This is a genomic window from uncultured Thiodictyon sp. (genome assembly GCF_903946935.1).
Lineage (GTDB): Bacteria > Pseudomonadota > Gammaproteobacteria > Chromatiales > Chromatiaceae > Thiodictyon.
In genome coordinates this window covers 15,507-37,698 of the sequence record NZ_CAJAXH010000255.1, presented here as the reverse complement: position 1 = coordinate 37,698, position 22,192 = coordinate 15,507, and the positions used below count along the sequence as shown (strand labels likewise).

20 protein-coding genes are annotated in these 22,192 nt (G+C 66.1%); 12 read left to right on the top strand and 8 right to left on the bottom strand.

Annotated elements, in window-relative coordinates; all coding sequences use genetic code 11:
- Positions 1–4: 4 nt before the first annotated feature.
- The 6 genes from QZX93_RS22580 to QZX93_RS22555 all read right to left on the bottom strand — a co-directional run bounded on the left by QZX93_RS22580 (position 5) and on the right by QZX93_RS22555 (position 5,109).
- Entirely contained in the window at positions 5–838 is an 834-nt protein-coding gene (locus QZX93_RS22580; RefSeq protein WP_366761021.1) for a carbohydrate ABC transporter permease, read from the bottom strand.
- A gap of 14 nt (positions 839–852) precedes the next feature.
- Positions 853–1,737, bottom strand: a complete 885-nt coding sequence (locus tag QZX93_RS22575) for a sugar ABC transporter permease (protein WP_295385972.1) — start codon at positions 1,735–1,737, stop codon at positions 853–855.
- Positions 1,734–2,966, bottom strand: a complete 1,233-nt coding sequence (locus tag QZX93_RS22570) for an ABC transporter substrate-binding protein (protein ID WP_295385970.1) — start codon at positions 2,964–2,966, stop codon at positions 1,734–1,736. The genes QZX93_RS22575 and QZX93_RS22570 overlap by 4 nt, the downstream gene beginning before the upstream one ends.
- Positions 2,959–3,543, bottom strand: a complete 585-nt coding sequence (locus QZX93_RS22565; protein WP_295385968.1) for a hypothetical protein — start codon at positions 3,541–3,543, stop codon at positions 2,959–2,961. Before QZX93_RS22565 ends, QZX93_RS22570 begins: the two co-directional genes overlap by 8 nt.
- Positions 3,544–3,764: 221 nt before the next feature.
- A complete protein-coding gene (locus QZX93_RS22560; protein WP_295385966.1) occupies positions 3,765–4,535 on the bottom strand; it encodes a TatD family hydrolase in 771 nt (256 codons plus the stop codon).
- Positions 4,536–4,569: 34 nt separating this feature from the next.
- A complete protein-coding gene (locus QZX93_RS22555; protein WP_295385964.1) occupies positions 4,570–5,109 on the bottom strand; it encodes a DUF2058 domain-containing protein in 540 nt (179 codons plus the stop codon).
- A gap of 264 nt (positions 5,110–5,373) precedes the next feature.
- Between QZX93_RS22555 and QZX93_RS22550 the strand changes: the two genes are divergently transcribed.
- The 7 genes from QZX93_RS22550 (at position 5,374) to QZX93_RS22520 (ending at position 14,079) form a co-directional block, all read left to right on the top strand.
- A complete protein-coding gene (locus QZX93_RS22550) occupies positions 5,374–5,889 on the top strand; it encodes an OmpH family outer membrane protein (protein ID WP_295385962.1) in 516 nt (171 codons plus the stop codon).
- Between the two features lie 204 nt (positions 5,890–6,093).
- Complete coding sequence (locus QZX93_RS22545; protein ID WP_295385959.1) at positions 6,094–6,330, top strand: YdcH family protein; 237 nt, start codon at positions 6,094–6,096, stop codon at positions 6,328–6,330.
- A 134-nt stretch (positions 6,331–6,464) separates the two neighbouring features.
- A complete protein-coding gene (locus QZX93_RS22540) occupies positions 6,465–7,115 on the top strand; it encodes an MBL fold metallo-hydrolase (protein WP_295385984.1) in 651 nt (216 codons plus the stop codon).
- A gap of 9 nt (positions 7,116–7,124) precedes the next feature.
- Positions 7,125–10,001: a DUF349 domain-containing protein gene (locus tag QZX93_RS22535; RefSeq protein ID WP_295385956.1), complete on the top strand. Its 2,877-nt coding sequence runs from the start codon at positions 7,125–7,127 to the stop codon at positions 9,999–10,001.
- A 342-nt stretch (positions 10,002–10,343) separates the two neighbouring features.
- Entirely contained in the window at positions 10,344–10,985 is a 642-nt protein-coding gene (locus QZX93_RS22530; RefSeq protein ID WP_295385953.1) for an SHOCT domain-containing protein, read from the top strand.
- A gap of 168 nt (positions 10,986–11,153) precedes the next feature.
- Positions 11,154–11,699: a Uma2 family endonuclease gene (locus QZX93_RS22525; protein ID WP_295385950.1), complete on the top strand. Its 546-nt coding sequence runs from the start codon at positions 11,154–11,156 to the stop codon at positions 11,697–11,699.
- Between the two features lie 61 nt (positions 11,700–11,760).
- Positions 11,761–14,079, top strand: a complete 2,319-nt coding sequence (locus tag QZX93_RS22520) for a YgiQ family radical SAM protein (protein ID WP_295385947.1) — start codon at positions 11,761–11,763, stop codon at positions 14,077–14,079.
- 207 nt (positions 14,080–14,286) lie between these two features.
- On the opposite strand, the gene QZX93_RS22515 is transcribed toward QZX93_RS22520, so the two are convergent.
- Complete coding sequence (locus QZX93_RS22515; protein WP_295385945.1) at positions 14,287–17,133, bottom strand: hypothetical protein; 2,847 nt, start codon at positions 17,131–17,133, stop codon at positions 14,287–14,289.
- A 484-nt stretch (positions 17,134–17,617) separates the two neighbouring features.
- Between QZX93_RS22515 and QZX93_RS22510 the strand changes: the two genes are divergently transcribed.
- Entirely contained in the window at positions 17,618–18,238 is a 621-nt protein-coding gene (locus QZX93_RS22510) for an OmpA family protein (RefSeq protein ID WP_295385942.1), read from the top strand.
- 321 nt (positions 18,239–18,559) lie between these two features.
- On the opposite strand, the gene QZX93_RS22505 is transcribed toward QZX93_RS22510, so the two are convergent.
- Positions 18,560–19,282, bottom strand: coding sequence for a Crp/Fnr family transcriptional regulator (locus tag QZX93_RS22505; RefSeq protein ID WP_295385939.1), 723 nt, complete (start codon positions 19,280–19,282; stop codon positions 18,560–18,562).
- 476 nt (positions 19,283–19,758) lie between these two features.
- Between QZX93_RS22505 and QZX93_RS22500 the strand changes: the two genes are divergently transcribed.
- From QZX93_RS22500 to QZX93_RS22485, 4 genes are all read left to right on the top strand, one after another.
- Complete coding sequence (locus QZX93_RS22500) at positions 19,759–19,947, top strand: Thivi_2564 family membrane protein (protein ID WP_295385936.1); 189 nt, start codon at positions 19,759–19,761, stop codon at positions 19,945–19,947.
- 41 nt (positions 19,948–19,988) lie between these two features.
- On the top strand, positions 19,989–20,207 hold the full coding sequence (locus QZX93_RS22495) for a hypothetical protein (RefSeq protein WP_295385933.1): 219 nt from the start codon (positions 19,989–19,991) through the stop codon (positions 20,205–20,207).
- Between the two features lie 61 nt (positions 20,208–20,268).
- Positions 20,269–21,357 (top strand): DUF2333 family protein, encoded by a 1,089-nt coding sequence (locus tag QZX93_RS22490; protein ID WP_295385930.1) that lies wholly within the window; start codon positions 20,269–20,271, stop codon positions 21,355–21,357.
- Positions 21,358–21,812: 455 nt separating this feature from the next.
- Entirely contained in the window at positions 21,813–22,103 is a 291-nt protein-coding gene (locus QZX93_RS22485) for a hypothetical protein (protein WP_295385927.1), read from the top strand.
- Positions 22,104–22,192: the final 89 nt, after the last annotated feature.

Genomic DNA, 22,192 nt, shown 5'->3' with positions numbered 1-22,192 from the left:
TCGCTCACCCCTTGACTGCACCGCCGGTCAGGCCGGCGACGATACGGCGCTGGAACAGCAGGATCAGCAGCACCACCGGAATGGTCACCACCACCGAGGCGGCGGCGATGGCGCCGATGGGTTGCTCGAAGCGGGAACTGCCGGTAAAGAAGGTGATCGCCACGGGGACGGTGCGCGAGGCGCCGGTGGAGGTCAGACAGGCGGCGAACAGAAAATCGTTCCAGGCAAAGATGAACACCAGGATGGCCGAGGCGAAGACCCCGGGCGCGGCCAGCGGCAGGAGCGCGAGGCGGAAGGCGCCCAGCCGCGTGGCCCCATCGACCCGGGCGGCCCGCTCCAACTCCCAGGGCAGTGCGCGGAAGAAGGCGGTGATGGTCCAGATGGCCAGCGGCAGGGTCAGGGTCATATAGGGGATGATGAGCCCGGCCCAGGTATCGAACAGCCCCAGCCCCCGCCACAGATCGAACAGCGGGCCGACGATGGCGATGGGCGGGAACATGGCGACCGCCAGGGCCGCGACCAGCACCAGCCGCCGCCCGGGGAAGCGCAGCCGCACGATGGCATAGGCCGCAAGGGTGGCGATCGCCACCGAGATCAGGGTCGCGATCAGCCCGATGCCGAGCGAATTGACCAGGGCCGCCGGGAACTGCGGGTCGTGGAAGACGGCCGCGTAATGCTCAAGGCTCAGGGTGCGGGGAAACAGGCGCCCGTCGGCCAGATCGCCGGCCGGCTTGAGCGACAGCGACAGCAGCCAGGCCACCGGCAGGAGCGCATAGCAGACCACCACCACCACGGTGAAGCGCCAAAAGAGCCACTCCGTGAGTGGCGGGCGTGCAATGCGCGGACGGCCACTCACGCCGGTCCGCCCCAGTCACGCCCCGTCAGGCCGGAGCGGAAGGCGCGCAGATACAGCAGCGCAATCCCCAGGGTCGCGAGGAAGATCAGCACCGCGACCGCCGCCCCCAGCCCCAGATTGAGCCGCACGATCAGTGCCTGATAGGCCAGGATGGAGACCGACTCGGTGTCCTGGGCGCCGCGCGTCAACACATAGACCGAGTCGAAGACCCGGAAGGCGTCGAGGGTGCGGAACAGCAGCGCCGCGAGGATGGCCGGGCGCATCAGCGGCAGCGTGATGTGCCACAGCCGCTGCCACGCCGAGGCGCCGTCCACCCGGGCGGCGCGCAGCAAGTCGGGGGGTACCAGGGTCAGGCCGGCCAGCAGCAGCAGCGCGACGAACGGCGTAGTCTTCCACACCTCGGCGGCGATGATGACGACGAAGGCCGACCAGCGCTCCGACAGCCAGGCGTGATCGAGCCCGAGCAGGCCACCGACGAAGCCGCTGGTCGGGTCGAAGGCGAAGCGCCAGGCCAGGGCCGCCACCACGGTGATGATGGCATAGGGCACCAGCGTGGCGGCGCGCACCGCGGCCCGGCCGAACAGGGTGCGGTGCATGACCAGCGCCAGGGCGAAGCCGAGCAGGAACTCGATGGTCACCGAGCCCACCGTGATCAGGACGGTATTGGCCAGCGCGCGCCACCAGACCTCAGAACTCAATACGCTCGCATAATTGGCCAGGCCGACGAAGGCGCGCTCCGCAGGAAAGCGCAGGTCATAGCGAAAGAGTGAGAGCCAGAGTGCATACAACACCGGATAGCCGGTGACCAGCAGCATGGCCAGGATGGCCGGGCTACACAGCAGCAGGCCGAGCCGGCGCTCGTCCAGGCGGGCGCCGCTCATAACAGCCCCTCCGAGCGCAGCGCGCGGCCGACGGCACGGCGCAGCCGCTCGACATCGCGTTCCGGGTCGATGTCGCGCAGCGGATGCAGGGTCCGGCCGATGGCGAGCGAGATGTCGCTATAGACCGGGCTTTGGGGCCGCTGGACCGCGTCTTCGAGGGTCGCCCGCAGGACCTCGGCAAAGGGGAAGGTGCGGCGCAGCTCGGGGTCGTCATAGAGCGCGGCCGTGGTCGGCGGCAACCCGCCCAGGCGCGCGGCGAGGCGTTGATTCTCCACGGAGACCAGGCAGGTGGCGGCGGCGAAGGCCAGTTGCGGGTGACGCGAATGGGCGGCCACCCCCAGGTTGAGGCCGCCGATGGCCACGCGACTCGGGCGTTGCGGGTCGACCCGCGGCCAGCGCGCCCAGCCCATGTGCTCGGCCACCGCGGGTGCGTTGGCCCGCGCGCTCGGCCAGACATAGCTGTAATTGACCATGAAGGCGGAATGGCCGCGCTCGAAGGCGAGCCGGGTGTGATCCTCCCGGCTGGTGTCGAGCGCGGGGTCGGCGGCCGGTGAGTTGGCGAGCCGTTTCATCAGTGCCAGGGCCTGGCGGGTGGGTTCCGGCGCCAACGAGGGCGCCCGCCCGCCGGCGTCGAGTACGCTCCCGCCGGCCGAGGCGAGCAGCGAGACGAAGAACACCGTCAGCCCCTCGTAGCGCTCGCCCTGGATCTCGATGCGGCCGCCGTCGCCAATGCCCTCGGCCCGTTGGATCAGTGTGTCCCAGGTCGCCGGCGGGTCCCCGACCCGGTCGGTGCGATACCAGAGCAACTGGATGTTGGTGGTGAAGGGGGCGGCCCAGAGCTGGCCGCGGTAGGTGGCGCTGGCCACCGGGCCTTTGATGCGCCCGTCAACCACCTGCCCGGCGAGCGCCGGCGGCCAGGCCAGGATCCAGCCGGCCTCGGCGAACTCGGCGGTCCAGATGACGTCCATCCCGATCAGGTCGAGGTCGGTATCGCCGGCGGCCAGGCGCCGGACCAGTTGCTCGCGCTGCTGGTCCGCGTCGGCCGGCAGGTCGGAAAGCGCAATGGTATAGCGGCCCTGGGAGGCGGCCGAGCAGCGCTGCGCGGCCTGCGCAAAGGCGCCCGAGGGTTCCTTGAAGACATACCAGCGCAGCGTCGGCGGGCCGGCGGTCTCGCTCGGCCCGCAGGCGGCGAGCAGCAACGACAGGCACAGGACGCAGCGCTTAGGCATGGCGAGGATCAGGTTTCCCAGAACTTCCACCAGGGTTTGTTGTTGGCCTCGAGGATCTGGGCCTCGGAGTCTTGCAGCCGGACACCTCCGGCTTGGTCTTGAAATGCTCTTCAATGATTTCGATGTCAGTGAAAGGCGCGATATTTTTCAGGATCTTGGCGGCGATGATCAGGAAATTGATGCCGAGCGTGATATTGGGCGAGTGCATGACCGTGGTGCGCTCGGCCAACTCGCGCAAGCGCGCCAACTGTTCGTCGGGATACTGCGAGACCGCGCTGATAACGATGATGCCCCGCGCGGCCGCCTCCTCGGCATAATAGCCCAGTCCGCTGACGGATGAAAAGTCAATGATGGCATCGACCGGGTGCTGGTCGAGCAGCTCGCTGGCGGTGAATTCGTCCTTGGTATAAATCAGGCCCGGCTCATCGGAATAAATGCCCAAGAACTCAGGCACCGAACGATGTTCGAGCAAATGCGAGCGTCTGATCACCCATTGTAAATTCGTTCTTTTTGAGTCGAGCAGGACGGTGGCGACCGCGCGCCCCGTTTTTCCAAACCCCATGATACCAACTTTCATTGTGTGTTCCCCATTGCTGTTTGCCGGCACGGCCAGTCTCTAACCCTAAGTTCGGCATTTCCTCACGCGAAGCCGCGAAGAGCGCGAAGAAGAACAAGAGCATAAAGGTTCCTTGTCGTTCACCTGGCGGGCGCCCAGGCCAATGACGGTCACGCATAGAAATACCTTCGCATTCTTCGCGGCTTCGCGTGAGATCTGCCCTTTCCAGGATCGAGGGCGCGTCAGGTCCGCGGCAGCCCCAGTACGCGCCTGGCGGTGGCGCTGGTACGCTCGGCCAGCCAGGCCGGGTCTTCGCCCCGCACCTGGGCCAGGGCGGCAAGTACATCCGGCAGATATTCCGGACTGTTGCGGCTGCCCTGGTGGGCGGCGACGGTGAGATCCGGCGCGTCGGTCTCCAGGACGATGGCGTCGCACGGCAGCGCCGCGGCCCGTGCGCGCAGTTTGGTCGATCGCGCAAAGGTCAGCATGCCGCCGACACCGAGCGCAAAGCCGAGGTCCAGATAGCGGCGCGCCTCCGCCTCCCCACCGCTGAAGGCGTGGGCGATGCCCCCGCGCACACCGCTGCGTTTGAGTGTCGCCAACACCTCTGCATGGGCCTTGCGCACATGCAGCAGCACCGGCAGATTGGCCGCGCGGGCGATCGCCAGTTGCGCCTCGAACAGCACCTGCTGGCGCGCCCGGTCCAGGTCACGGACAAAATAGTCGAGCCCGATTTCGCCGATCGCCAGCACCCGGTGGTCCGCAATGGCCCGTTCCAGGGCCGGCAGGTCCGCATCCCGGTGCTGGTCCAGATAGACCGGGTGCAACCCCAGGGCCGGATACAGATCGGCGGCCGTCTCACACAGTGCGAGCAACCCGGGCCAGCCCGTGCGCTGGATGGCCGGGATCACCAGCCCCACCACCCCGGCGGCGCGGGTGCGCCCCAGCACTGCCGCCCGGTCCGGGTCGAACTCGGGGCAGTCCAGGTGACAGTGGGTGTCGATCAGTTCCATGACCCGCCGAACACGCGGTCAGGGCGGCCGACGCTCACCACATCAGGTCGTCCGGCACCTGGAACTCGGCGTAAGGGTCGTCCGCGGCCGGCGGCGGTGTGGGCTTGTTGTGTACAAGCACCAGGCTCGCGTCCCACTCACGCAGGCGCACGGCGATCTCCACCGGGACCAGCTCGTAGAAGGCGTCCTGCCGCACCAGCGCCAGGCGTCCGTCGACCAGCCGGGCGTGCTGGTCGCGGTTCACATAGAGCCGCTTGAGCGCCGTACCATCGGTAAAGTTATAGGCCAGGTCGCCACCCTCGCGGACCACGCGGTGGGCGTGGATCAACTGGCGGATATCGTTCTCGCGGGCGCGCTGTTGCGCCTCCTCCTGCTGGCGGCGATTGAGTTCCCGGTCCTTGCGGGCCTTCTCGGCGTGCGCCTCCTCAGCCGCCCGGCGTGCCGGGTCGTTGGCCGCGGCGGCCCGCCCGCCGGGTTGTTTGACGCTCTTGCGCTTGTCGGTGCGCGTCTCCTTGATCCGGTGCTCGCTGACCAGACCGGCCTTCAATAATTGCTCTTGGAGCGAGTTACCCACGATGCCATCCACCTGTCATAGCGGGCCGGCGCGGCCCCGAGGGTGCAGAGCATCCGATAGCGGCGCCCGCGACGCAAGCCGTCGGGCGCGTCCGCCCGCAGCGCGTCCGCATGGGGGTCATGCGCCGGTCCTGGTAGAATCCCCGGCAGTCGGCGCGCTGCGCAGGCTCGGCCGGGTCCGCCCAGCGCCGCCGCCAAGGCCCCTGATCGCCTTGATCGCCGCGCCCCGCTTAATCCTTACTTGTTGAATCCAGGAGCTTTAACCATGTCAAATCGTCGCCTTCGTTGCGCGCTACTGGTGACCTTGGCCATGCCCTTCGCCGCCGCCCAGGCCACCGACATCGGGTCGGTGGACATGAATATGGTCATCGAAAAGAGCAAGATTGGGATCAAGGTTCAGGAGCAGCTGCGCAAAGACTTCGAGCCCAAGGCCAAGCCGCTGGGCGAGCAGGAGCAGTCCATCCGCCAGGCCCAGGCGGCGCTGGCGCGCGATGCCGCGCTGATGAGCAAGGATCAGTTGGACAAAAAGCAGGCCGAGCTCAAGAAACGCATCGACGCCTTCGAGAAGGCGGCCGCCCCCGTGCAGCAGGAGCTGATGAAGGCGCGGCAGGAGCGCAGCGAAGAGGTGCTGGCGCCGGCCCAGAAGGCGGTGGATGCCGTGGCCAAACAGAAGAAGCTCGGCATGATCGTCGAGCGCAACCAGAGCGGCCTACTGTTCGTGGACAAGACGCTGGACATCACCGATGACGTGATCAAACAGATGGATGCGAACACCAAATAGTCGCCGCTCGCGGACGGCCCCCGCCGCGATCGGTGTCAATGAAGGTATTTCCGCCTATTCGGTCGAGGGTTAAACTAGCGGGGCACGTTGGCGGCCGGCGGATATCAAGGCGCGCCGTGCGCCGGCCGGCCGGCTCGCTCGACCAGACCATCCACTCACCGCCGCGCTGCGCGGCCGTCACACACACGAAGAGGAACAGACCCCATGCTTGGCGAACCCCATAACCTCCTGCACGAATTTCCGGAGCTGGAAGGCAAGATCGAGGGCCTGCGCGCGTCCAACCCGGACTTTGCGCAGCTGATGAACGACTACGACGATCTGGACTCCCGCGTGCGTCAGCTCGAAGAGCTGGGCATCCCGGTCGCCGACGAGACCATTGAAGAACTGAAGAAAGAGCGCCTAGTCCTCAAAGATCGCCTCTACCGGATCCTACACGGCTGACCCGCCGCCGCAGCGGCCATCCCGGGGCCCGCGCGGACCCTAAACACGCGAACCGCCCCGGCGGCGTCTGGACATCCCGGCCCCGGGGTGGAACCATGGCCGCCAACCCGCCCGCGCGCCGCAGCGAGACCGCCATGGACTTCCGCATTCTTCCAGTCACCTCCTTCCAACAGAACTGCACCCTGTGGTGGTGTACCGCGACCCGCCGTGCCGTGGTCATCGACCCCGGCGGCGAGGCGCCGCGCATCCTGCGCCTGCTGGCGGAGCTCAAGCTCGAGCCCGAGCGCATCCTGCTCACCCACGGGCACCTGGACCATGTCGGCGCCACCGCCGACCTGGTCGAGCAACTGGGCATTCCGGTTTGGGGTCCGCACCGGGACGACGCCTTCCTGATCCAGGCCCTGGACCAGCAGTGCGCAATGTTCGGCGTGCCGCCGCTGCCTGCCTTCGAGCCCGATCGGTGGTTGGAGCATGGCGATACCATCGCGGTGGGCGAGGCGACCTTGCAAGTCCTGCACTGTCCCGGGCACACCCCGGGCCATGTCGTCTTTTTCCATGCCGCAGGACGGCTCGCACAGGTCGGTGACGTGCTCTTCCAGGGCTCCATCGGGCGCACCGACTTTCCGCGGGGCAACTACCGAGCGCTCATCGCATCCATTACCGAACGACTCTTTCCCCTGGGGGATGACGTGCGGTTCATTCCCGGCCACGGGCCCATGTCGAGTTTTGGGGCGGAGCGCCGGACCAATCCGTTCGTCGGGCAGGCCGCCCGCTCGCCCCTGTGAGAATCGCAGATGCTATTCGATCGTTTGCTGAACAAGACGCGCCAGGCCCTGGGGAAGAAAAAGGTCCCGGAAGACCTTCCGGAGCTGGCGCGCGAACACAACGCGCTCGCGGTCAGGCGCGATGCGGTGCGGCGCCTGGCGAGCCTCCCCCAACTGCGCGACCTCCTCGCGAGCGACAGTGACGCGGGGGTGTGCGAGCTCGCCGCCACCCGTTACCGCCACCTGCTGGCGGGGACCGAACAGGCGGGTCTGACCCTGGAGGAGCGACTCGCCGAGTTCGCCGGGGTGGCGGACCCGCAACTGGTCGAGTCCCTGGCCCGCGACGGGCAGGACGCGCCGCTGCGCCGTGCCGCCATCGAGCGGATCGCCAACCCCGCGGTGCTGGTGGACTGCGCCCTGCGTGACCCCACGGCGGCCAATCGGGGCGCGGCCGTGGCCCGGCTCGAGGACCGGGCCGGCCTGGAGCAGGTGGTCCGGCAGATCGGCAAGAAGGACAAGGCGGTCTACCGCGCGGCGCGCGAGAAGCTGCGGCAACAGGCGCAAGCGCAGGCGGAACCCTTGCGGATCGGCGCGCTGTGCGCGGACCTGTGTGAGCGGGCGGAGCGCCTGGGTCACCTCCAGCAGTGGAGCCAGGACCGCGCGCTGTTGGAGCACCTGGACCGCCAATGGGCCGAGGTGGCGCCGCAGGCGCAACCCGACTGGCAGGTGCGCTATGCCGCCGCCCGCGAGGGCTTCATCGCGGCCCATGAGGCCTATCGGGCCGCCAACGCGGCCCAACTCGCGGCCCAGGAGGCCCGCACCGCCCTGGCGGCCCAGCGCGAGGCGCTGATCGCCGAGGCCGCGGGGCTCGCCGCACTCGACCCCACCGCACAGCAGGAGGCTGGGGCGCGTCTGACGGACGCGTGGGCGGCCCTGGGCGAACCGTCGGACGGCGAACAGCGCGAGCAGGAGCGGCGCTTCAACCAGCACCTGCAGGCGGTCGCCGCCGCGGTCCAGGCCCTGGCCGAGCGCCAGCGACAGGCCGAGCGGCTGCGCCACGCCACTGCCAAGGCCGAGCAAGTACTCGCCGAGTCCAAACCGCTGGACCTGGCCCAGACCCGCGTCCTGATCGAGCAGGGGGGCGCCCTGGCGGCGGGGCTCACCGGGGACGCGGCGGCCGTCGCCTTCACCGATCTGGCCGCGCGTCTGGAGGCCCGCCTCACGCACCAGCGCCGCCACGCCGAGCAGCGCCTGGCCGAGCTGCCGGCACGCATCGACGCCCTGCAGGCACTGATCGAGGCCGGCGAGCTCAAGAAGGCCGACCCCATTCACCAGAGTCTCCAGGCCGCCCTGGACCTGATCCAGACCAGCGGCCTGCCCAAGGGCGCGACCGCCGAGCTCCAGGCCCGCCTGCGGGAACTGGGGCCGCGCGTGCGCGACCTGCAACACTGGCGCCGCTGGGGCGCGGACCAGCACCGCGAGGCACTGTGTGTGGCCATCGAGACCCTGCGCGAACAGGACCTGCCGTTGGCGGCGGTCGCCGAGCGCCTGCACGTCCTGCGCACCGACTGGCAGGAGGTTGACCGCGCCGGTTCACCCGCCAACAAGGCACTGTGGGAGCGCTTTCACCAGGGGACCGCGGCCGTCGCCGAGCGGGTGCGGCCGCTGCTGCAGGCCCAGGCGGCGGAGGCGGAGGCCAACCGCACCGCCCGCGAGCGGGTGTGTCGGCAGCTCGAGGACTTTCTGTCGCAGGTCGACTGGGAGCGGGTGGACTGGAAGCGGGTGGTGCGCGCGGGCACCGAGGTCCGGCAGGCCTGGTCGCTGATCGGCCACTGCGAGCCGCGCGAGCGCCGCCGGCTGGAGCGCCGGTATCGGCAGGCGAGCGACGCGCTGGAGCAGCGGTTGACCGCCGAGCGGGCGCGCAATCAGGCCTTCAAGCGGGAGCTGATCGAGCGGGTGCGCGCGGCCGCGCAGCGGCCGGACCTGGACGCGGCCATCGAGGAGACCAAGGCCCTCCAGCGCCAGTGGCACACCACGGTGGCGGCCCGGCAGCGCGATGAAAACCGCCTCTGGCAGAGTTTCCGGGCCGCCTGCGATGCGGTCTTCGAGCGCCGCGCCGCCCAGCACCAGGCGCAGCGCGGCGAGGCCGACGCCAACGTGGCCGCCCGCGCCGCACTGTGCGACGAGGCCCTGGCCTGTGCCGTCGCCGCGGACGACCCGCGCCGGCTGGCCGCCGCACTACGCGACCTCGAACACCGCTGGCGCGAGGGTGAGTCGCTGCCGCTGCCACGTGCGGCCACCGCGGCCCTGAACCGCCGCTGGCAAGCGGCGTGCGAGCGGCTGCGCGCGCGCGGTCAGGAACTCGAGGACACCGCCGGGCGCCAGGTTTTCGACCTGCTGCTACGCCGCGCGGCCCTGTGCCAGGACCTGGAGCAGGGCCTGCTGGAGCCGCCGGCCATCCCGGTCGACCTGGCGGCCGCCGAACAGGCGTGGGCCGGTCTGCCGGAACTGCCGGATCGTCCCCAGCGGGAGGCCCTGGACGGGCGTTGGCGCGCCGCCCTGGCTGCCGCCGCCGATCCGGAGCGACTGGCTCAGTTGCGCGACCAATGCCAGGCCAACGCCGAGCGGCGCGAGCGACTGTGTCTGGAGTTGGAGATCGCCGCCGGGGTGGAGTCCCCCACCGCCCTGGCGCAGGAGCGGCTGCGGCTCCAGGTCGATCGGCTGGCCGAGCGTATGAGCGAGGGAGATGCCGACAGCCTGCGCGGTGCCGCCGACCTGTTGCGCACCTGGTATCTGCTGGGCCCCGCGCCCCGCGCGACGGACCTTGAGGCGCGGGTGGAGCTGGTGCGGCAGGCGCTGATGGGCGGTGCGCCCAAGGTTCCCGCGGCGCAGCCGGAGGCGGCCTGAGGCCCTGAGCGTCAGATTGCTCACGCCAAGGCGCCAATCTCGCAAAGAAATACAATCGGTTAGAACCACTATCCAGATCACCCTCCGGGTGACTGGCGCAACACTGATAACGCACTGAAAAGCCTTGGCGAGCTTGGCGCCTTGGGGTGGCAACTGCTCTTTCCAGGATGAACGTGGCGGGCGCCTTGGCCGTTCCCCCACCCCGCCCTCCCCCAAAGAGGGGAGGGAGCATCGGAGCCCGCTCCCGGGGCGACTTTCACGGTCACGCAACGCGCCGCAACGTCCGACCGGCCCCCGTGATAGCCTGTGCCCAATCCGCAGCCCCCACTAGAACTATCGCCCATGCAACAACTCACCCCCGAAGGCCAGAGCCTCGTCGCTGAACTGGCTAACCGCCACGGTTTCAGCGTGGATGCCGTCACCCACCTGCTGTTCGCCGTGCGCAACGGCAACGGCACCATGGCCCAGTTCGGCCACCCGGAGTTCGGCGGCGGCGGCCAGTGGATGCGCGGCGGCATGATCATGTTGGGTGACATGTTCAACCACGCACTCAAGGGCCGCGTCGACGCGCTGTGCAGCGAGATCGCCGACGTCCTCGCCCGGCAGCCCGGCCTGCTTCACTCCGGCAGCTTCCAGTCGCAGAGTCAGGGCGGGGCCGGCTACCAGACCCAGACCGCCGGGGGCTCCCCGGGCCAGTCCAGCCTGTTCGTCCCCGACCCGGCCGCCAACTGGTGGCCGGCCGAGCTGGGTTCGCCCAGTGCCACCGGCTCCCAGAATCAGGTGAAATATGCCTATTTTGCCAATATCCGGAGGTTGGCGGTGGACACCGGCGGCGAGTGCTGGGTCTATGATACCCAAGACCACCAGATCGGCGGCTTCTCCCAGCAACAGGGCTATGGGTCCTCGATCACCTTCAGCAGCCAGTATGGCACCGTCAACCTGGGGAGCCTGTCGGTGGTCTCGCGGGGGCCCTCGCTGGGCTAACGGCCATGGCGCCCTCACCACCCCGAACGATGAAAGTGGCGGGCGCCTTGGCCGTTCCCCCACCCCGCCCTCCCCCACGAGGGGGGAGGGAGAGTTGGACCGCGCTCCCGGCGCGCCTCTTACGGTAATCAATCGGCGCGAGCCGCCACTCAGTGGAAGGGACTTACGATGATCTCGGTCGCTGCCTATCTGGAGAACGAGAAGGTCGCGGATCTGAGGAGCGAGTATGTCAATGGCCGGCGCGTCCCCTTGGTGGGTGCCAGCCGGCTGCATGACCAACTCTGTATGCGTCTCGCCCGCCTGCTCCAGCAGCAACTGACGGGGTCGCCCTACCGCCTGTTCCGCCCGACGGTCAAGGTTCATATCCAGGGCGCGGGCGACGAACGCTTCTACTATCCCGACCTCCAGGTCGGGCGCGATGAGGATCTGGAGTACCCGGACTTTCTGGATGCACCCCGGTTGATCCTGGAAGTCCTGTCGGCGACCAGCGCGCCGCGCGACCGGGAGGAGAAGGCCCCGGCCTACTGCCGCATCCCGGGGCTCGAGGAGTTGGTCCTGATCGCCCACGACGCGCCGCGCATCGAGGTGTGGCGGCGGGCCCAGGGTTGGGTGCCGCAGATCGTGAGCGGCACTGAGTGTTTGCGGCTGCCGAGCATCGCGGGCGAGATCCCGTTGGCAGCAATTTATGGCGGACTGGCCCTGCCCGGGCCATGAGCCAAATCGGCCCCGGCGGCGATTGCCGCGCCGAATTTCCGTGTATAGGCTAGCCGTTACCATGGACCAAGCACCCAATCTGTTTTCCTATCGCCGGCACTGGGCGCACAAGCTCGGGGTCGCCCCGGAATTGCCCATGTCCCGGGCGGAGATGGACCTGCTGGGCTGGGACGCCTGCGACGTGATCATTGTCACCGGCGACGCCTATGTGGACCACCCCTCCTTCGGTATGGCGATCATCGGCCGACTGTTGGAGGCGCAGGGGTTTCGGGTCGGCATCATCAGCCAGCCGGACTGGACCTGCGCGGCCGACTTTCAGCGCCTAGGCCGTCCGACGCTCTTTTTCGGCATCACCGCCGGCAACATGGATAGCATGGTCAACCGCTATACCGCGGATCGGCGGGCGCGCTCGGACGACGCCTATACCCCGGGCGGCGTCCCCGATCGGCGCCCGGATCGCTCGGTGACCGTCTATGCCCAGCGCGCGCGCGAGGCGTACAAGGATGTCCCCATCGTCATCGGTGGGATCGAGGCCAGCCTGCGGCGCATTGCACACTACGATCACTGGTCGGAGAAGGTGCGACGCGCCGCCTTGGTGGACGCCAAGGCGGACCTGGTGATCTTCGGCAATGCCGAGCGGGCGGTGGTGGAGGTGGCGCACCGGCTGGCCCGGGGTGAGCCGATCGTCGCCATCCGCGACGTGCGCGGCACCGGCTTCATGGTGCGCGAGGTGCCGGCGGGATGGACCGAGATCGATTCCAGCCACCTGGACCAGCCGGGGCGGGTGGAGTCCCATCGGGACCCCTATGCGGCGCCGCCGCCGGGGTGCGAATCGAGCAAGGCGGGTACGCACGTACAAGCGACCGCTCCCAACCCCCGTATTGGCTCACGCCAAGACGCCAAGGCGCCAAGCACAACAACGCTGGTCCCGCGCGCTCCCGATCACCCGCAGGATGCCTCGCCCGATGCCGATACTGCACTGAATGACCTTGGCGTCTTGGCGTCTTGGCGTGAGAATGTTTCTGTTCAGGCCGATCCAGTCGCGGCCGTCCCCATCACCTTCCACCGTCGCCCCCGCCATCTGGATCGGGGCCACACCGTGGTGCGCCTGCCCTCCTTCGAGCAGGTGCGCGCGGAGCCGATCCTCTACGCCCATGCCTCGCGGGTCTTTCACCAGGAGACCAACCCCGGCAACGCCCGCGCCCTGATCCAGGCTCACGGCGACCGGGCGGTCTGGCTCAATCCACCGCCCATCCCGTTGACCACCGCGGAGCTGGACCGGGTCTATGAGCTGCCCTACAGCCGCCGTCCGCACCCGGGCTATGGTGCTGCGCCCATCCCGGCCTGGGAGATGATCCGCTTCTCGGTCAATATACTGCGCGGCTGCTTCGGCGGCTGTACCTTCTGCTCCATCACCGAACATGAGGGGCGGATCATCCAGAACCGCTCCGCGGCATCCATCCTGCGCGAGATCGCGGAGGTCCGAGACCACACGGCGGGTTTCACCGGCACCATCTCGGATTTAGGCGGTCCCACTGCCAATATGTGGCGGCTCGCCTGTAAAGACCGGGCGATCGAGTCGTCCTGTCGCAAACTGTCCTGTGTCTATCCGACCATCTGCCCGAATCTCAATACGGACCATGGCCCGCTGATCCAACTGTATCGGGCGGCACGCCAGGTGCCTGGCGTTAAGCGCGTACTGATCGCTTCGGGTCTGCGCTATGACCTGGCGGTGCGCTCGCCCGAATACGTGCGGGAACTGGTTACCCACCATGTCGGCGGCTATCTCAAGATCGCCCCGGAACACACCGAGTCCGGACCGCTCGCCATGATGCAGAAGCCAGGCATCGGGGCCTATGACCGCTTCAAGGCCCTCTTCGATAAATACTCCAAGGAGGCGGGCAAGGAGCAATACCTGATCCCCTATTTCATCGCCGCCCACCCGGGGACGACCGATCTCGACATGCTCAACCTGGCACTGTGGCTAAAGAAACATGGCTTCCGGCCGGACGCGGTCCAGGGCTTCCTGCCCACCCCGCTGGCCATTGCATCGGCCATGTATCACACTGGCGTCAACCCGTTGAAACGCGTGACCCGGGATGCCGAGCGGGTGAGTGTGGTGCGCGGCGCGCGGCAGCGGCGCCTGCACAAGGCCTTCCTGCGCTATCACGACCCGGAGAACTGGCCGCTGTTGCGCGAGGCGCTCAAGGCCATGGGGCGCGCCGACCTGATCGGCAACGGCAAGCGCCACCTGATCCCCGCCTTTCAGCCGGCCGGCACTGGGCAGACGCCGGAGGGTCGGCGCCGCCCCGGGTTTGGCTTGGCCCCGGGTGGGACCACCGCCATGCGCCCGATCCGCCCAGCCGGGCGCCGGCGCTAGAACCTGGAAAGATTGATTGTCCGCAAATGAACGCAAAAAACGCAAATAAAATTAGATTGTTGGGTTCAATCCCGTGCTTAATCGCGAGGTGAGCTGGTCGCCTGGGCCAAATGACCGATTATTCGCGTTCATTTGCGTTCATTTGCGTTCATTTGCGTTCATTTGCGTTCATTTGCGTTCATTTGCGGACAAATAGCTCTTTGTCGGTTAGAAGAGTTCCGCGGGCGTGCCCTCACCTCGGCCAAGTCCCACGATCATGGCACGCAACTGTTCCATGGCCCGCTCCTGGTAGGCGTTGGGGTCCCACTTCGGTCCCATCCATGGCTGCGATTCCCGGAGGGTGACGCCGAGGCGCTCGGGGATCAGGATGTCATAGATGGCGCGCCATTCGCCTTCGACTCGCAGCGCCAGGCTGGGGTTGATCAGGTATTGGCCGCGACGTATCCGCAGAAAGAGCTTGCGATTATAGGGGCCGTCGCGGTTGAGTTCATTCTTGGAGAGGATGGATGAGACATAGTTGCGCTTCTTACGGCGTGCCGGAACCACCGATTCCGGGAAGTGCTCCAGCACCGTGGCGAAATCGACCGCGGTGAGCAGTTGCCCGTGTGAGACCCAGTTCTCGCCGAGCCGTTGATAGAAGAGCACCAGGGCAACGCTCAACATCAGGTATTCCATCCAGCGCCGGTCGAGCTTCACCAGGCGGCCATCGACCTGGATGTCGATGCTGGCCGGGGCGAGGCGCTCGAAGACCGCCGGCAGGCGGGTACGGGCAAAACGCTCGTCCGCGCAGGCGCGGTCCAGAGCGATCTGGAAGGCGTTGAGTCCGTTACCATCCACCAGACTCAGGTCGGCGTCGCGCTCCAGCAAATGATGGATGAGATCGGCATGACCCATGCGGCTGGCGATCATCAGCGGCGTCTGGCCGAAGCAGTTGCGGAAGTCCGCCCCGTATTTGTCGACCTCGCGCAACACCCCGCCCGGGTTTTTCAGCCCATAGAGCAGATAGTGCTTCTTCTCCAGCAGTGGCCAGGCCTTGTCCGGGTGGCGGGCGGCCTGGAGCCCGGCGCGATTGAGCGCATTGAGCAGCGGCTGGTCGCGATAGACCAGGGCGTATTCCATGAGTCCGATGCGTGCCTTCTTGTCCCCCTTCACCAGGGCCGCCTCGCGCAGTGCGGTGAGTGCGTCGGCGCGCAGCACGGTCCAGGGGACCTGCTGCTGCTTCAGGATCTGCTCGCGGATCTCGGCCGCCTGCTCGTCCTTGCCCTGGAGCTCCAGCCGATGGGCCTCGCGCCGCCATTCCTCCAGGCTGGAGCGCTGTTCCTCCACGTCGGCGACGCCCTGATGGACCTCAGTCAGTCCGAGTAGCGTGAGCAGGGGTTGGGTCGGGCGTGGTTCGATCAAATAGAGGTTACGCACCGCCCGGGTCACCGCCACGTAGAGTGCGTTGATGTAGAACTTGTAGACCTCGAGCGACTTGTCGCCCTTGTCCCGGCCGCGGGCGTAGCGCAGCTCACCCTGCAGGTCCGCCTCGGTGAGGTCTGCTGCGATGTCCCGGAAGCGCTTTTCCTCGCCACTGACGAAGCCATAGAGCAGGACGTTCTCGTACTCCAGCCCCTTGGCCTCGTGGATGGAGAAGACCAGCGGGGTGCGGAAGAAGCGGCGCACCTCGGCCTTCTGCTCGTCGTGCAGGACCAGGATGGCGAAGCGGGCGGAGGCGGCGGTGCGCCGGTCGAGATCCCGCTTGACCGCCTCGGTATCGGCCAGCAGCCCGACCCGGCCGGCGCTGGGGCCGCGGCTCACCACCAGATAGTTGCTCTCCCGGTCCACCGAGCCGAAACGGGCGTGCTTGATATGCAGCAGCCGGTTGGCGACCTCGGTGACCTGCGGCGAGTTGCGGAAATTGGTGTTCAGTATCCGGATCAGCTCGGTGGGGCTGGCGTCCCCCTGCTGGTTCCAGAAGAGTGTTTTGACCTTGGACCAGGAGAAAAAATTGGGGTGGACGATCTGGTTGGAGTCGCCGCACAGCAGGAACCCGCGCGGGTCGCGTAGTGCCTTGAGGATCAAGAGCAATTGGACGTTGGTCAGGTCCTGCACCTCGTCCACCACCACAAAATCGTAGCGGGGGGCGACGCGCGCCAGCCAGGCATGGCTCAGGATGTTGGCGTCAAACCAGCCCTCATCGGTGAGGAATTGCAAATAGCGCTCGAACAGGTCATAGACCGCCCCGCGCAGTTCGGGTGGGTAGATGGACTGGCGGACCCCCAGCGCGAGATAGGTCTCCCGATCGAGATAGGGCCGGTCCTCGGCGGTGCCGGTGATGGCCCCCTGGACCTCCTCGAAGAGCCGGTGGCTGTCTTTCAGTTCCTTCGGGAGCCGCTGGCGGGCCGCCCAGCCAGCGAAGACCCGTGGGGTCATCTCGCGGCCCGGGGGGACCTGGATACTCTCCAGGTACTCCCGGAAGGAGAGGAACTCCACCTCTTGGTCCTCGTTCTCGTAGCCCTGGGCGTAGTAGAGGTCGCGGGCGTTCTGGGCGAGAAAAGGCGAGCGGGTCACGTAGAGACAGTCGCCCCGGGCGTCCTTCATCTTCTCCAGGGTCAGGGCGGTCTTGCCGCTGCCGGCCGAGCCGATGATCACGAGCGGCGGGGGCAGGCGATAGATCGCCTCCTGGTCGTCATCGAAGGACAACACCTTGTCCAACAGGTGGAAGCGGTGCAGAGCCGGGTTGAGATAGGGCAGCTCGGGTGCGGTCTCTGCCGCCTCGGCGCCGATCGCCGGGATGCGGTCCTCGTCGATCGTGACGCCGCGGGCGAGAAAGCGGGACTGCTCGTAGGCGTGTTGGTGGATGAGCTCCAGGGCCAGGACACAGCGCTCCCCGGCGTGTCGGTATAGGGCGAACAGCAGTCGGTTACTGCGGTCCAGGCGTGCCCGGTAGAGGTTGTCGCCGATCTTCTTGACCTCCGCCGAACGGAAATCGCCGGCGCGCAGATATCCCGCGAGCTTGTCGAAACCGGGAATGGCCGCGATATCGAGACCGCGGTAGATGAGAATCTTCATGGCACCCCTGTTGATTGCCGCTTCCCGGGTCGACGCGAACCCCGGTCGTCAAAACGGCCATGATTATAAGGCTTGCGTAGAGGTTCCGGGTGGGTGGCCCGTCCCGCCAAGGGGCGCTGGGGTTCGGGTGCGATGTCTCGTTTTGGCAACAGTCGATGCCGCCGTCCGGCCCGGGACGCTACCGTATGCGGCGTGGTTGGCGGGCCGCCAAGCGCCGTTCAACCACTGATCGTTGCAAATATGTTGCTCAGAGGAAAAAAAGTTGCACTGGGGTTCGCGTTGTAGGCTAAAATCTCTGCGTCCGATTGTTCAGTCAGTATGCCTCGTCCGGTCTCTAGGCACCGTCGTCGTTCGCGGGGGCATGGCAAACCCGGCAGCGCGGCGCTGGCTCAGACCCTAGGTGTTGTTTTTTCCTGACATGGTGAGACTGCCTAGGCGCTTTCTCGACCAACCTCACTCAACCAATCGCAACAGGAAACACAAGATGCGCAAAGACCACAAGACATTCCGCGTCGCCGCCCTGACCGCCTCCCTGGCGATGGCCGCGGTGCTCGCAGCCCCCGTCAGCGCTGAGGACTCGATCGGCCTGTACTGGAAAGCCGCTCCGACCACGACCGCCTGGGTCAACCCCTACGGCGAGTGCTGGCAGGGGCAGGATGGTGAAAAACTGGCTCCGTGCGGCGAACCCACCTTCGTTCCCCATGCCCCGCTGGTCATGCGCCTGCTTTTTGAAATCAACAGGTATCAGCTCCAGGATATCCGCAACCCCGAAGAGCTGCGCAAGCTCGACGCCCTGATCGCGGAATTCCAGTCGACCCCGCGTGAGGAGGTGGTCAGCATCGTCGGCCACACCGACAAGCTCGGCAGCCTGCAGCTCAACCAGACGTTGAGCGAGAATCGTGCCGAGACCATCAAGAACTACATGATCGACCATGGTTATCCCGCCGCCGATATCCGCGAGGTGAAGGGCATGGCCTGGGAAGGCGGCAACGATGTCGCCGCCGACGGTTCGATCATCGACCTGGGTCCCTTGGAGAACAACCCCCTGCGTCGCCGCGTGGTCGTGACCGAACTGGGTCCGGATCAGCTCAAGCAATACCAGTAGTCCGGTGTGGGGTCGGCCCCAAGCGGGCGCCGATCCTTCGCCCCCAGGGAATCCGCCGCCGCGGGGCGTTGAACGACGCCCCAAGGCCCAAGGCCCAAGGCCCAAGGCCCAAGCCCCAAGCCCCAAGCCCCAAGCCCCAATCGGCATCGAACGCTGCCGCTGCACCTGCGGGTATGGGTATGGGCGAGTGCGGACGGAAGCAATGGATGACACCCATCCAATAAGCCTCATCCCCCCCGACGGAGGCTTAAAGGACGACCGGCCCGCGGGTTTCCCGCGGGCCGGTTTTTTTATGGGTCGCTTGACCGGGGCGTCGTCGACTCAGACCGCGAGCTCATTCGGCAGCAGGCGGAGAAACTCCTTCCTGACCACCTCGTAGCATTCACACACCCGCGCCTCCATGCCCGGGCGGTCAAGCACGGTGATATGGCCCCGGCTGTATTTGATCAATCCGGCCTCCTGCAACTTGCCGGCGGCCTCAGTCACACCCTCACGCCGCACGCCCAGCATGTTGGCGATCAGTTCCTGGGTCATGCTGACCTCATTCTTGGGCAACCGATCGAGACTGAGCAGCAGCCAGCGGCAGAGTTGCTGATCCACCGAATGGTGTCGATTACACACGGCGGTCTGTGCCATTTGGGTCAACAGGGCCGAGGTATAGCGCAGCAACAGGTGCTGCAAGGCCGCGGAATGGTTGACCTCCTGCTTGAAGGTACGCCCTTTCAGTCGATAGGCATGCCCCGCGCTCTGCACCACGGCCCGGTTTGGCATCGTCTCGCCGCCCAGAAAGAGGGCGATACCCACGATGCCCTCCTTGCCGACGACGGCGATCTCCGCGGAGGCGCCGTTTTCCATGACATACAGCAGGGAGACGATCGCGTCGGCGGGGAAGTAGACGTGCTTCAGTTGTCCTCCAGACTCGTACAAGGCCTGGCCAAGTGGGAGCGGCACCAGTTCCAGGTGGGGCGTCAGTCGCTCGAAAACGGCATCAGGCAGAACGGCGAGTAGGCGGTTCTCGCGCGGGTTAGGTACGCTGGTGGCCATGGCTGCGGGGCAATCTCTGCGCGTTGGAGTGTAGGGACAACTTAACAGTGGATTTCAACCCTAAGCCAGAAAATTGTCAAGTCTCCCCGGGGTATAACGACGCTAGCCTGGGATTGTTACGCCCATAGGGTCCTCAATCAGATTGCTTTCTTTTTACCGAGCCATCGCTTAAGCCATGCGAGCGACCTGCGGCTTGGTCGTGGGTCCGGACTTTACTCACCCATTGCTTGGCGGGCCATGCTATGTGCGATAGCGCACAGACCAATCTCCGTACGCTGTGAATTTCTCGCGCCCGGCAGTGACCGGGTGGCCGCTGGCCATTCTCTGTGGGATGGCGTACAGACCGAACAATGGCGGAGCGCGCATCTTGCCGATCATTGCTAAGACCTCCTTGCCCAGCAAGCCCGTCGGCGCACTCTCCCCCGGGGCATCCCAGGGTGTCACTGTCCACAAGGCAACCGCTCGGAGTTATACAAATGCCATTAGTTTCATTGATTATCACCCTCGTCATCGTGGGCGTCGGGCTCTGGCTGATCAATAACTACATCCCCATGGATGGGAAGATCAAAGCGATCCTGAATGTGGTCGTGGTTATCCTCGTGATCCTGTGGCTCCTGTCCGTCTTCGGGCTCTTAGGTTCATTAGCGCCACTGCGGATAAACTAACGGATTTTATCAGTAATACCTGAGCCCTGGGAAGTCACCGAATGAACACGATGAAATTGTTGGCGGTCGCGCTAATCATTGCCGGCGGTCTGGCCCTGGCGTATGGCAGCTTCAGCTATACCAAAGAGACCCAGCAGGCCCAGTTCGGTCCGCTGGAATTAACCGTCAAAGATCAACAGACGGTCAACATCCCGGTGTGGGCCGGTGTGGTGGTATTAGCAGCGGGCGTGCTCCTGCTGCTGCTGCCAAAGAATCGCTAGTCCCCGCGGTGGCGGGGACCCAATCGCTCTCCTGCCGCCTGGCGGGAGAGTGGAGAACGCCATGAACGATCTTAGTCTTCCCAAACTCACGGCGCCGAGACGGCCGGGCCTGACCGGGCGTGTCACTCGGGTCGCCAGTTATTACCATCCCCGTACCTGGAGAGAAAAGGGGCTGTGGTGGACCACTGGCTTGTTCCTGATCACCTATCTGGTGATCGTTGTGATCCTGGGCATTTACTGGTCACGCTCACCAGGCACCTTCAGCGTCCATGACATCGCCATGGGGCTAGCCAAGTACGATCAGACCAAGCTGGTCCCGGGTACGGCCACTGCGGCCGCTGCGATCGGTATCGGCGAGGTCATACTCGATAAGCCGGGCGGCTATATGAGCAACGACATCGCCCCGCCCGGTGTCTATCTGGACAATATCCCCAACTGGGAGTTCGGCGCCCTGACGGCTTGGCGCGACCTGAACAACGCCCTGCGCAATGATTTCAGCCGCGCCCAGTCGCAATCGGTGGAGGACCCGGACCTCGAGATCGCACAACCCCTAACCAACTACCAATCGGACTCCTGGATCTTCCCATCCACCGAGTCGGAGTATCGCTTGGCCGTGACGGCGCTGCGCCGCTATTTCAACCGGCTGACCGACGAGAAGGCTCAGGACGGCCAATTCTTCGCGCGGGCGGATAATCTGACGGCCTATATGGAGGTCGTGGAAAAGCGGCTCGGCAGCTTGGCGCAACGGTTGTCGTTTGCGGTGGGTCAGGCGCGCCTCAATACGGACCTGGCTGGCGATCCCAATGCCCGTCAATCGACCCCGGTCGACAGCCTGTCGGAGACCAAGACGCCCTGGTCTAAGATCGACGATGTGTTTTTTGAGGCCCGCGGCTATACCTGGGCTTTACTGCATGCCCTGCAGGCGATGGAGATCGATTTCCAGCCGGTACTCAAGGACAAGAATGCCGTGGTGTCCCTGCAGCAGATCGTGCGCGAGTTGCAGAATACCCAGAACACCATCTGGAGTCCGCTGATCCTTAATGGGACCGGGTTTGGCCCCATGGCCAATCACTCGCTCGTGATGGCTTCCTATATCTCGCGGGTGAATGCGGCAGTGACTGACTTGCGCAGCCTCCTGAAGAACGGGTAATTCCAAACCTGCCCGCGGTGCGGGCGGCGTCCGAACCTCAGTGTGAGGCAGGGTTAAACGAAGCCGGGTCCCGCGCGACTCGTCGGCTGGCCCATAGCACAACGGCAATAGCGGGAGCCGGCTAGATGAATGCATTCAGGGCCAGCGCGATGGCCACGATCCTTGCTGGCGGTTTGGGCGTGCCTGCCGGCAGTCTTCCTTTTTCCAACGACACCAGGGGCGCCGCCTCAGCGTTGGTCGATAAGTGTCCTGGTCTCTGTCGTGCCAGCCGTCTGCCGCTCAAGATCAGTAAGACCCCGAGAACCGCACCACCGCAGTGCGCCAGCGAACAGACCGACCGCAGATTACATTGTAGAGTACGTTCTATCTGATGCCAGGTTCGCTCGAGAACTGAGCCAGACCCCGAACTCCGGCACTGTGCCGGGCTTACCCAGCCACCACGAGGATCACCCAAAATGTCGACCAAAGACGAATACGTTGCCAGCATGAAGCACCAGCTCGATGTCTGGAGCGCGGAGATCGACTCCTTGGAGGCGAAGGCGGATGACATCCGTGAGGATGCCAAGGAGAAGTATGCGCAGCAGCTTGCCGCGTTGCGGGTCAAGCGCGATGAAGGCGAGAAAAAGCTGGAGGAAATGAAGGAGGCCAGCGAATCGACTTGGGAACAAGTCAAGGTAGAGGCCGAAAAGGCCTGGGCGGCATTGAAGGATTCGGTGCAGACTTTCCACTCGCATTACAAAGCTTAGGGGTCGCCCCGCTGTCGGCGAGGTCGTTGGTCCGCACCGCGGACCCTGGTGGGCTCCGGCGTCGATCATGGCTCTCGGCCAGCGGCGAC